Origin of the sequence: Peptoniphilus olsenii (assembly GCF_040545475.1) — a bacterium.
Lineage (GTDB): Bacteria > Bacillota > Clostridia > Tissierellales > Peptoniphilaceae > Peptoniphilus_A > Peptoniphilus_A olsenii.
On the sequence record NZ_JBEPMA010000012.1, the window covers coordinates 12,271 to 25,277 of the forward strand.

General features: G+C 28.8%; 9 protein-coding genes and 2 pseudogenes. All 11 read right to left on the reverse strand.

The window, feature by feature from the left end; all coding sequences use genetic code 11:
• Positions 1–849 precede the first annotated feature (849 nt).
• A complete protein-coding gene (locus tag ABID14_RS07970; protein ID WP_354368905.1) occupies positions 850–1,200 on the reverse strand; it encodes a hypothetical protein in 351 nt (116 codons plus the stop codon).
• 158 nt (positions 1,201–1,358) lie between these two features.
• Positions 1,359–2,723 (reverse strand): hypothetical protein, encoded by a 1,365-nt coding sequence (locus ABID14_RS07975; RefSeq protein ID WP_354368907.1) that lies wholly within the window; start codon positions 2,721–2,723, stop codon positions 1,359–1,361.
• 138 nt (positions 2,724–2,861) lie between these two features.
• Entirely contained in the window at positions 2,862–3,095 is a 234-nt protein-coding gene (locus tag ABID14_RS07980) for a helix-turn-helix transcriptional regulator (protein ID WP_354368909.1), read from the reverse strand.
• An 85-nt stretch (positions 3,096–3,180) separates the two neighbouring features.
• Entirely contained in the window at positions 3,181–3,357 is a 177-nt protein-coding gene (locus ABID14_RS07985) for a hypothetical protein (RefSeq protein ID WP_354368954.1), read from the reverse strand.
• Positions 3,358–3,649: 292 nt separating this feature from the next.
• A complete protein-coding gene (locus tag ABID14_RS07990; RefSeq protein ID WP_354368911.1) occupies positions 3,650–4,360 on the reverse strand; it encodes a hypothetical protein in 711 nt (236 codons plus the stop codon).
• Between the two features lie 361 nt (positions 4,361–4,721).
• Positions 4,722–7,097: a DUF262 domain-containing protein gene (locus tag ABID14_RS07995; protein WP_354368913.1), complete on the reverse strand. Its 2,376-nt coding sequence runs from the start codon at positions 7,095–7,097 to the stop codon at positions 4,722–4,724.
• Between the two features lie 585 nt (positions 7,098–7,682).
• A pseudogene (locus ABID14_RS08000) lies at positions 7,683–9,359 on the reverse strand (recombinase family protein).
• Positions 9,360–9,459: 100 nt separating this feature from the next.
• On the reverse strand, positions 9,460–9,612 hold the full coding sequence (locus ABID14_RS08005; protein WP_354368915.1) for a hypothetical protein: 153 nt from the start codon (positions 9,610–9,612) through the stop codon (positions 9,460–9,462).
• Positions 9,613–10,099: 487 nt separating this feature from the next.
• A pseudogene (locus ABID14_RS08010) lies at positions 10,100–10,513 on the reverse strand (sigma-70 RNA polymerase sigma factor region 4 domain-containing protein).
• A gap of 508 nt (positions 10,514–11,021) precedes the next feature.
• Entirely contained in the window at positions 11,022–12,341 is a 1,320-nt protein-coding gene (locus ABID14_RS08015; RefSeq protein WP_354368917.1) for a sensor histidine kinase, read from the reverse strand.
• Positions 12,338–12,991 (reverse strand): response regulator transcription factor, encoded by a 654-nt coding sequence (locus tag ABID14_RS08020; protein WP_354368919.1) that lies wholly within the window; start codon positions 12,989–12,991, stop codon positions 12,338–12,340. The genes ABID14_RS08015 and ABID14_RS08020 overlap by 4 nt, the downstream gene beginning before the upstream one ends.
• Positions 12,992–13,007 lie beyond the last annotated feature (16 nt).

Consider the following 13,007-nt stretch of genomic DNA (forward strand, 5'->3'; position numbering starts at 1 on the left):
AATTTAAACATCTTTGGCTTTAAAACTTACCTGTTTTATTTTAATAATTTATATTAATAAGACTCTTACAATTTCGATACAGGATAGTGATTGACTTTCGCAAATGTCCATAAAGTTAATTTATACATTGTAGTTTCAACGTTAAAAGAGATAGTCTTAATAAAAAACTGCTTATCAATTTTAAGTATAAATATATTATTCTATTTCATTCTCTTTGAGTTCTTTAAGACTGATACCACCTATGGTTTTAATCTTTTCTTCCATTTGTATACATAATAGAATAGAAGCAAATGCATACGATGGACTTTTGAATAAGTAATTCTTTGTTAATAGTCCATTAACTATTTCATTGTTTTACCTACATTTTGTTCTTAATTTTTAAATAGAATTAGGTATATCTACTGATTATATTTCTTCTATCATACTGTCCTTTAAAACAACGAAGCCTTCGTCTGTTCTTTTACATTTGACTTCAACAAGAGCCTTTCTGCTCGTTTTTATGCCTCTTTTAAAAAGGTTAATTTATTCTTGGTTTCTTCCAAGTTCTGCCCTAATAGCTTATGCTTTTGGGAAATAAGTTCAGTGCTACCAGGATCAAGTTTAAGAAGTTTATTGACATCACGTAACTCTGACTGAGTATGTTTTATTTCAGTATTTACTTGTCTTAGTGCGTCTTGAAGTTTAGTAGTATCTCCACCAATCTCTACAGTTATCCCTTTTTATTCTATTTGCCAATATCTCACTGCCTAAAAATAGACATGAAAAAAGCACCTGAAATTTTCCAGATGCTTTATAAATTAGTAGAATATAAGACTCAAATTAAATCAAAGTGCGATAATTTAAAGTAAATCATTGTTCTAATACAATCCTATTTATTTTTTCTTTCAAATTATAAGAGGTTTTATATATCCCCTCTATATCTTTATTTTTGGATTTTACATTGTACCAATATCTATTATCTGCACTAATTGGATTATCTTCTATTATCTCAATCTCATATTCTTCATCATTTTTTATTATAATTAAATATGCTCCATCAGAATAAGCGGTATCCAACCCTAAATATTGATTATTTGAATCATATAAATTACAATCTTTATTTAATTTATTCAATTCTTCTAAAACTTTCCTTTGTTGATCTGAAGATATATCTAGTTCTTTAAAATCCTCTTGTTTCTCATCATAAATATATACTTTCACAGACTCTCCATTATTTTCTTTATCAATAAGTATATCATTTGAGCTAGAACATGAGCTAAAATTAACCATAAGAAATATTATTAACAATAACCATGCTGTTCTTTTTACAATAGACTTATTACAATCAGTTAGAAAGGTAGTTGACGTCCAAAACATAATTAATCGAACCCATCATAACTTCTATCGCCTCTAAATCTTATAGGGCAATATTCAGTTATCTTATTAGCTGCATCTAAAGCTGCGTTCCTTACTGATTTACCTCTTGATGTTTGATTCCAAAGTTGCCAACAATAATTATAATTTTGAACTGAGTTAATGGATTCATACCAGCCTAAAAATGCTTTGTTCTTTGAAGTACCATTATATATTCCAAATGCATCAGACCAATTCGTATTAGCAGCTGTATTACAAGCAGCTAAAAAAACAAATTGGTAATCACTGCTTGGGACATTAGTATATCTAAGATATGATCCGCCGTCTTTATTTGTACCTATAGAACTTGCATTTCCGTGACATCCTGCATAAAATGCTTTAAGTCCATATCCCAACATTCTACTAGCTCTTGACTTAAAATTAGTTACCGATGCTGCCACATCTACAGGATCATAACCCATTCTAGCTAATCCGGAGTGAGCATCAGTTGCTCTTGCAGTTCCATATGCTACATCAGGAACTGATATAGAACCTCCTTCATACATGAATAAATCTCCTCCTAGAAGTTCACCTGAGTATAAATCTATATACACTTCTAGGTTCTCATTATCTAAAATATATACTTCTCTGATATCCTGATTAACAATATTGTCTTCATTGATAATTATTGGGGTTCCATCAACCGAATCTCCTTTTATGATTCTGAAAAAATCAATGTTAGGAATAGCTGTTCCTATTCTTACTTCTTGAATTTCCCCTTTATTATATTTTTTTAAGAATTCATTTGCAATACCTATAGCTTTATCTTCTGAAATAGGATTTCTATTTTGGCTAAAACTTCTCAAAGAAATCTCTTCTTTCTCTATACCCTTTTTCTTAAAGCTAACTAAAGCTCCATTTTCTGTATCTATATAGACATCATAAGCATCATATTGGTTATGGCCACCATAAGGCATCATCTTTTCATATCTCAATCTTAAAGTAGTATCATCAAAATAACCTGAATGAACAAGCTCGTATCCTTCTTTAATAAGTTTTTGCTCAACTAAGGTTTGAGTAAATCTAACATCCTTTTTAGGTGTACTATGTCTAAAAGAATCTTCATTCGTTTCTTTTATTCTATCAATTGATATAATCCTATCATTTTCATCTAGTAGGGCGAAAGACTCATTTCCTAGATTAACTCTATTATCATCTTTTGCTGATCTCAAGCCAAGCAATTGATGTTCCTTCTCCACATTACAACCAAGTTCTTCTAAAATTTCCATCGACTTTTGAAAATTAGTCGTATCATTCATATAGTCTTGTGCAAATACTGTTGTTGGTAAAGCTAATACTAAGGCTAACAAAATTAATAATAACTTCTTCATAAAATCCTCCTTTTTTACTATCTCTTGCTTTAATAAACTGTTGATTTGTTAATAAATAAACTGATAGCGTTCAAATTATTTGTTTATTTATTATACTTGTCACCATTCTTATACCTCTGCGGATTTAAATATTTCACTTTAGTTCCCTCCTGTACCTCCATTACACTGCTCACACTCAAACTTATCAAAACCAAATAATGTATATATGCATGTATTTAGTTTATTTGCAATTTCTATTCCTACTGAAATCGTTGGTTGAGCCTCGCCTCGTTCTAAAAGACTAATGTATTGTCTTGTTACACTTAACTCATCGGCTAATTGCTCTTGAGTTAATCCTTTCTCTTTTCTAATTTGTTTTATTCTATTTTCCAATGTATTAAACCGACCTATCTACCTTTTTTAATTTAAATTAAGTATAACATATTATTTTTATATTGCAACTATATTTGCAAAGTTCTTAGAACTTATCAAAGTCATCCTGTGTTGCTACTTCCCTATATTTATAATCATCATTAACCTTTTCCGTATACATATCACTCACAAGTCCAATTGTAATTAAATCTAAATCCAAAATAGAAAGACCAATTTCTACTGCCCTTAATAGAAATAAGGGAGTGGTCATTGGTCTTTCCATTGGTCTTACTTTTTTTTAGGTGTTTCCTCAATCTTAATATTTAGCTCCCGCAGTTCTATTAACTGGGGCAAAATTTGATAAATAGAAAAGTGGAGAAATTATCTAGCCACTCTTCAGGACTATCTTCTATATTTTTATCGCAATGTTTACCATCTTTTTATGTGAATTTAAACGTTCTTTTTTATATAATTGAAGAGGGAAGCCCTGCTAAAGTTTCAGCTAGAACCTTAAACAGAAAAGCACCTAGATTTTCTAGATGCTTCTTAGCTAAGTTTTTTTATCTCGTAATGAATTAAAACGAATCTCCTCCAATTATTTTACCATCATAGGCATCAACATATATTAATACATCTTCAATCTCTATCACATAAGCTAAATGAAGAACACCAGTTTCGGAAACTTTGATTCTATTTTTACCATCTACTAAAAATGATGAATCCTTAAAAAAGTCATTGGATTCAATTACCGTTAACGTAACATTTAGAACATTTTCTGACTTGTTTTTATTGGAATTTAATAAAAAATCTTTTGCAATATTCTCAGCCTTTATTTCATCTATTTTGGGTGGTTCTTTTATTCTAAAGTCATCTATAATATCAAATAGAATAACAGAATTCTCATTGTTATTAAATACAACTCTCATTTGATAGTATGGGTTAAAAATATTAGCAACATTTGCTTTATAATAGGAATACATCTTATATCCTTTTGTATAATAACCAATCTTTTTCTCAGTATAATCAGATGAAATATATTTATCTTTGATAAATTTTACGTATTCTTTTTTTGGATATTCTAAATCTTTCGCACTATCTTCATCCCACTTAAGAGTTGATAAAGCATCTACATGAATCACATCACTGTTATTATCAAAAATAAAGATAGCCCCTTCAGAAGACTCAATTTTTATCCCTTCATTATCCAGATTTTCTCTTTCTTTATAAAGCATTTCTCTATCTTTTTCATTATATCCAAAATCCTTTAATGTACTAATTATTTTCACTTTATTTAATTTATCAATCGAATTTATTTTTTTGAGCATGCCATTAATAAAAATATTAAAAAAAGACATATTAAATATATTAAGGCTCTTTTATTTTTCATAATTAGAAAATCACTCATCTTTCTTTGCAACAGACATGAAAAAATACTTCTTTTCCTCGTCGCAATTGATTATGGTTTGAGCAAGTTTACCATTCATAGCATCTTTTGTGTTTATTTCATTTTCTATATTTGAACCTAACTGTCATATAGCTTGATAAATGCACTTTCGTATCTCTAATTTTTCTGCATTTTTCATGTTTATTACTACTTAAAATTTTACTTTATTTTAATTTCTACCACTTAAACCTCGTTTCTATACATTATAAATGTCTTCTATACCAATCAATTACTGCATCCCTGTCAGAATTAAAAAACTGAGTTGATACATAAATATCAGTACCATCGAAATTTATGGCTTTAGCTCTGTATCTTTTTAGACTAGAATTTCCCATATTATCAGTTCTTCTATTTGCAATGGCAGGATAATCGGTGGCTGGAAATAGATTCTTTGTGTATGCTTTTGTTTTTAAACTCTCTAATTCGAGAGAATCAATCAATCCTTTTTTTACCAAATCTTCTACAAAATTATAAAAAAGTTTTGCTACAGAAATTAATCCTTCTGTCCAGGTCTCCTCATTATCTATGTCAAACGGCACTTCTGATAATAAAAAACTAAAATCATCATTGTCCAACTGCAATTCTACAAGCAAGTTTTTTATAAAAGAAACAATAGAATTAGCTGATAAGTTTGTTTCAAAATAGATTCCACTATTATCTATCTGCTTTGGTTTACGAAACTTTCTCTCGTCATTTGAAATATAAACCCGTTTAGCATTCGCAATAGAATAATCCTTATTAGCAAGATCAGTAATCTTTTCAGCATCAAGATCATACGCTGTATTCATTGTCTTTCTTAATAGTTCTGACCAACTAGAGACTTTTGTATGTTCTCCAACAAATATCATCTCACCTGGTTTTGTTTTTGAAAAGTCAAAATTACTATTTACATCAAAAGATAGCTCTGTTCTTTCGTTTGTATCAGAGTGAATATCAATATACTTGAATTCAGATACTAATATATTTGCTAATACATCTGCTCTATTTAAGATAGATTTTTCCGCCCATGTATCAGCAGTCAATACTTCTTTGTTAAGAACATTTGCTTTTGAGTTTTGTCTAATTATCCTCTTTTTCTCTTCAAATGACTTAGTTCCCAGTTCGCTGTTATACCCAGTTATTGTAAGATTTCCCAGTGTATGTAAATATGTTTCATATAAACGACCATAATCTTCTCCAATCTCTTTTTTCCATACCGCTGCATTTTCCTTCTGTGGAAGAATGTGTTCAATAGTTAAGTCACTAACATCGATATGTTCTTTAGTAGAATTCTCAATTACAGACAAAAGATACTTACAGATATTCTTTTTATATAATGGTCTATAAATTAAAGCTTCTTTAAATTCTTTATCCGTAGGCATTCTATCATTAGATCGGATATCATTAAGAAACATTACAAATTTTTCATAATAATTCTCGTAACTTTTATCAATTACCCTATTATAAAGTGACTTCATGAATTTTGACATATTCTTATTAATTTCACAAGCATTTGCTCTCACAAAATAAGTAAGTAAAAATTCCAATACATTACATAATGTACTTTCATCAATATTTCCTGCTTCAAAATCATCAAACACCTTAAATAAAAGCGGTAAAACTGTAGTCTGTTTTATAGTATTAAATGCATTCAGATATTTCGTCACACTTTTGCTATAGCATTCAAATTCTCCAATGAATGCTCCATAATATTTCGATGTTCTTCTAAGAGCTTTCAGTACATCTTTATGGCTAAGTTTTTTATCCTCGCAGTGTTCTTTAAACAAACGATATGCATTCTTACTGTTGACGGATTTTGTTATCTCAGAATTCAAAAAGTTAATCACAAAATCTCCAAGATTACGGTATCCGACATTTTTTTCTATTTCAAGCCAGTACTCCTCATAGAGTTCATCCTGGTTTTCATCATCCATTAGTAAATAATTTCTAATTAAATCTGCAAGCGAAAGTTCTAACCCAGTAGAATTTATGGACTCAAAAATTTTTTGGGGTTCATCTCCTTGACTCTTGTCCAAAATAATCTCTACAATTTCAAGCTTTTTTATTCCATCTAAAATATCATTAAGTTCATATCCATCAGCAACTGTCGCTTTTATAAGATTGTTGAAATTCACATAGTTTTTATAGACATTTGAATTCCTATCCATTATATCTATTTTATCTTTTATAAGAAGCATCAATTGCTCGTTATCTGTTTTAACTGGTTTTAATTTAACTTTATATTTTTCATCACAATGCTTGTTAAACATTACCTCATTAACTTCAGCCTCGATTCTTACAGACACTCCTTTAGATGCATCATAAAGAGATTTAAGAAGAATATACATTGTTGTAATTCTTTGCTGACCATCAATGATTAAAACCTCATTTAGTCCACTACCACCATTGATGTCATCAATATATACAATCGTGCCTGTAAAATGTTGACGATTATTCTCTCCTGCCTTCATAATGTCGCGAAAAAGTTTTTCACACTGTATGTTAGTCCAATCATAATTTCTTTGGTACACAGGAACCTTAAATACTCGTTTGTTCTTTTCAAGTACATCTGAAAAGAGCCACATTTTATTAGCCATCATTTTGAAATATCTCCTCCACATAATTATTTTTTTTACAAACTTTTATGAGTTGACTTGCAAGCATTGCTAATAATAATCAAGCAATGCAATTACTAGAGCTATTCCATTCTAACTAATAATGGCTGCTTAGTTACATTATCAATGAATAATCCTATTAAAATCTTCTATAATAACTTGTCATACATTAATTGATATTTCAGGTTTCCTTTCAAAAATTACAAATATATAAAATATGTATATTTACCGTAACTATCTATGCCCTTTGTATAACCTAGTCATCTCAAGTTTATTATTATCTTTTTATTATCTTTATATAATAATTTTATTTTTTTAATATAAATTCTAATCTATCTTTTCTTTTCCAACATCAATACTGTTGACCAGATTTCATAATTTCCGCACTCAATGTAGAGCATAAATTAAAGAAAATGCTTACCTGCTTGTTGCCACGACCCATTCATAACATTGATTGTTTTACTATAAATCACATTTTAAAAATATTTTTAAACACTAAATTCAAAATTGCAATCTCTAATTATTAATACCAAAATGTTGACCTATGACGATTTCAAACCTTTCAGGTTATTACTTCATTATCAACAATGCTACCGTCTCAACATGCTCATCATTTTCCAAACTTATATTAAGATCTTCATCAATGATAGGTAGCTTAAAAGTAATGGATTTTAGCCATTGTCCATTAGGCTGCTTTTCTTCATAAATTTGAATTTCTGAAATGAGTGCTTCTATTAACTGCCTGCGTTCAACATCGTTCATGACTTTATAAAGCTTGTCAAAATAAATCAATACTTTATATATGTTATCACCAGTAAGTTTCTCAACCTCTATCGTTTCTTTTTTTGCTTTAGCTTCTATTAACTGACTTTCTAATTCCTCAATTTTATCGTACATACGATAAAGCCTATCATCTAAATCAGTCTTTCTCCTCTTATAATGTTTATCCTCAACATCTAAATTATCTATTTCCTCAATAAGCTTATACTTTGTAAAATGACTTTTTCTTAGTTCATTTTGATAATTATCTATCTCATTTTAAATAGCAGATGTATCAACCTTCATGTTAATTTTTTCTAGTATCATAGATGCAAATTTAGGGTTGCTTACTAACTTGATTATTACCTCAGCAACGGCATCATCTAACAATTCTTCTCTAATTTGTTTATTATAGGTACATTTATGTCCTCTATTCATAAGTCTGTGCTTACAACCATAGTAATAGAAGTCTTTATACTTCGTCCCATCTTTTTTATATTTTATAGATTTGTTCCCAAACATTCCAGCACCACATATTGGACACTTTACTATTCCCGATAATAAGTGTGTCCTCATGTTATTGTCCTTATTTACATGTTCATACTTTTTAGCTTGTGCTTTCAGTTTAACTTGTGCAGCTTGCCACAATTCATCTGGGATTATTGCTTCATGAATACCTTCTGTTACTAAATAATCATCCTGCTCTACTTGTCTGTATTCATTCCTTGTACCATGAACTTTTTCTAAAGTTCTTCTTCCAAATGCTATTTTCCCGTTATACACAGGATTCTTTAATATTTTTCTTATAAGACCTGCGTCAAACAATGGATTTTTCCCATTTTGTCTTGGTATTTTCCTTATACCATGATTTTCTAAATATTTAGAAAGACCATTAGCTCCAATACTTGTATTTACATATTGATCAAAAATAGTTCTTATTGCAATTGCTTCTTCCTCATTTATTATCAATTTCCCATCAATAAGTTGATAACCATACGGAGCAAATCCACCATTCCATTTACCCTCTTTTGCCTTTTGAATGCGACCTTCCATTGTTTTGACACGAATGTTTTCTCTTTCTATTTCAGCCACTGCCGATAAAACAGAAATCATCAATTTACCCGCATCTTTAGATGAATCAATTCCATCTTCAACGCAAATAAGATTTACTCCAAAATCCTGCATTATTTGTAAATTCGAAAGTACATCATCAGCATTTCTTGCAAATCTCGATAGTTTAAATACAAGAACGAAAGACACTCCATCCTTTCCGGATTTTATATCTACCATCATACGAGTAAATTGAACTCTATCTTCTATAGATTTTCCAGACTTACCTGCATCTTCGTATTCACCAACAATCTCATAATCATTATAGAGAGCAAAAGCCTTCATTCTTGATTTTTGTGCCTCTAAAGAATAACCATCTATCTGTATGGATGTAGATACTCTTGTATAGAGATATACTTTTATTTTTTCTTTTGACATAGCATTAACCTCAATATCCTTATTATATATTTATATATTTTTACCAATAAAGGTTTGGACTCTAACCTCAAGTGTATTATAGTACTTTTATTTCTCTTTCTCAATCCGTGCTTTTAGCTATATCAAATTTATTCTTATACTCTGTATTTTTTACTGGAGTAGGATTTGGAAGATTCTCTAAATCTAAAACTCCAGCATATTTTGTAATCAGATTTGCTATCAAATCAGCCAATCCATTCCAGTCATTATCCACTAATACACCTCTTCCACTTTAAATTCTTTATAACCAAATATTATTTTTCTTACTAAGTTTTATGACATTGGTAGGTGCATTGGTTGCTACATAGGAATCTCACCTCCGCCCCTTGTTTTAGACGAGGCAGCTTAAACTATTGAAGTATCATTATCACCACTTACATCATCGAAATAAGCTGCCACGCTTATCTTTTATGTATTCCTATCTATCGCTCATTTTCTTCTAACCTCGGCATTATGCCGGTATTCATTTGAACCGATTTTCATCAGCAGAAAAGTCTTGGCGTAGGTCATAACTCTCAGTAAGTAGATAAAATCCTACCTTGCTCTATTCAGTTGTTAAAGAGCAATATTTGAAAGGGACTGTTTTCTTTACATTTTCCTATTTACTATAAGCAGGCATATCTCCTACTCAAGAAAGGAAAGGAGGTCAAACTCCCCTTCACTTTACATAAGGAAAATTCGCCCCTTTAATTACCGAAGTTTTAAAGTTCTTCGATAAATTTTTTCAGCTTTTCAAGAATTTTGTTTCTTCTTTTGATTAAAGCCGGATGTGTAATACTTTTGAGCTTTGCTACTGAACGAACAGTTTCATCATTGAAATACAAGCGTTCAATAATATCTTTTTCTTCTGCATTGAGCCTTGTTATAGCACTTCTTACTGCTTCAATCATCATCTGTGTTTCAACAATTTTTTCTACATCAACACTTTCATCAACAATATTATCTGTAAAGTGCCCGTCATGATCCAATGCTGAAAAAAGAATAAGTGATTTTTCCTGTCCACCTGCTCTAAATACTTCTCGTGTTCTTTTTCTCACCAGTAGACTATATATACATATATCTTCACTGACTTTTACCTTTTGTCCTCTGATATAAAGATAATTCTCTTTTGCCATAAAGTTTCCTCCAGCTCTTTTTTATCTGCTTTTTTTTTCAGATAAAAAGGAGGACTTCTGCATCTTGGCATAAGAAGTCCTCTGAAATGAAAGAATAAAAATATTTCTTTATATGAACTTGATTGTTTCAATTCGCACCTGAAACAATCATCTATTATACATATTATAAAAAAGAGGAATACATTGAATTCTAAATATTTCTAACATTAAACGTTTAGATGCCTCCATTTTATCAATAATCTAAATAAGCATCATATTCATCTACTACTTATATAATTGAGTTTTATTAAACTTGTTAAGTTTTTATTCTATCAGATATTTAAACAATCTCTGCATCCGAAAAGACTAACTCATATAGTTTTACTAACAATATTTTTATTGGCGTGTTCAAATCCTGGTTTCTGGTATCAATTATTTTCTGTTCACTTTTAATAAGAAAAAAGTCTTTACTTCCATGGCTAATAATAAGTCTCTATTTTTCAATAACTATTGCAAAATTATATCTTATTTAAGAAAATATTTTAATTTTAAAGATAAAAAATTCTTCATCCTGCAATGCTTTATATTCTATATTGTAATTATTCAGAATATTACTTACAATATATAAACCTAATCCATTACTATTTTCCTTATTTAAATCAAATTTAACATCAAATATTTTATCTATATTCGAAATTTTATTGTTACCGTATGAATTCTCTATATATAACCAATCATCAACTATCCCAATATTAATTACCCCATTTACATCAGTATATTTTACCGCATTACTAATCAAATTAGATAGAATAATCTTTAAAGCTGGTTTTCCTATATAAACATTCTCATCTAATATATAATTATTGACAGTTATTTTCTTTTGATTTGCTAATATTTCATACTTTTTTAATATATCTTCTAATGTATCATTTATTTTCAAATATTCTTCATCATTATTCAAATTTTCTATAGAATGAACTGATAATATTTGAGAAATATTTTTTGTTAAACTATCAACGATTTCAATGCATTCATTAATATAAATATCTCTTTCTTTATATTTGCCAATATTATATTTCATGTTTTCCAGTATTATTTTAAGACTAGCAAGAGGAGTTTTAAGTTCATGGGATGCACCTTTAAAAAAGTCATATTTTAACTTTTCTAATTTTAAAATTTCTTTGTTTTTAAATTCCAAATCTTCAATTGTTCTTAATAAAGTAGAATACAAATCATTAATTTGTTGTTTTAATTCTCCAACTTCATCATTAGAGCTAACTTTTAAAAACGATTTTTTATCTAGTTTCATCATTTTATCAGTAACAATTTTTATTTCTTGTATATTATTTTTTATTGATTTTGCATAAATTAAAGAAATAATGGCAGAAAATAAAATTGATATTAATAAAGAATATGGTAAAAATTTAAGGCTTAAATCTTTCGCATCTTTTTGCATATCTGCTATAGAAACAAATTGTAGATTTGCTTTTTTTCCATCATTAAGCTTTATTTCTCTTTCCTCAATTATCAAAGAATTACTATCACTTTCTAAATTAAAATTTATATTATCTTTGATCTGCAACTCATTATTATTATTTTTTTCTTTTATAAACACCTTTATTTCACTACTCTTAGAATAAAGCTCCAAAGTTTGCTCTATATATTTTATTTCTTTTCCGTTCATATTACTAGAAATTTCATTTGCCATAGTATGAATCTTTTCTTTTCTCGTCTCCAAATATGTTTTAGGAAAGATAAAAAAAACTAATGAATGAACTAATATAATTATTATTCCAAGAACAGAAAATATTTGTATAAACATTTTGGGAAATATCATTAATTTTTTCATTTTCTCTCCAATCTATATCCTACATTTCTTATGGTAATTATACAGTCTAATTTTAATTTTTTTCTAAGTTCTTTTATATATACATCTATTACTCGATCATAAGGAATTTCTTCGCTATCTTTCCATACATAATCAATAATCTGCATTCTTGTTAAGACTTGCCCATCATTATCCAATAAACATTTTAATATTTCTAGTTCTTTTGCATTTACGTCTATTTTTTCATCATTTATTTTAGCTATATAGCTATTAAAATTTACATATAAATCCTTATATTCAAATGTTTCTAAATGTCCATAATTCTTCTTAATTAAAGAGTCTATTCTAGCTTTTAAAACTGGCAATGAAAATGGCTTTTCTACGTATCCATCTACTAAATTAGTAAATGCATCAATTTTGTATTCCTCATCACTGAATGCAGTCAAGATGAGAATTGGTAAATTACTTTTTTTTCTAATTTCCTTCAATACTTCTAAACCATTAATAAAAGGTATCTGAATGTCTAAGATAACCAAATTTATATCACTATTAAATTTTGACAAGGCTTCCTTTCCATCTTTAGCCTGAATAACAGTATATCCAAATTCTGAAAGATATTCACTTATTCCCTCTCTTATCATATTATCGTCTTCAACAGTTAATATTCTCATAGATACCTCCTTTGTT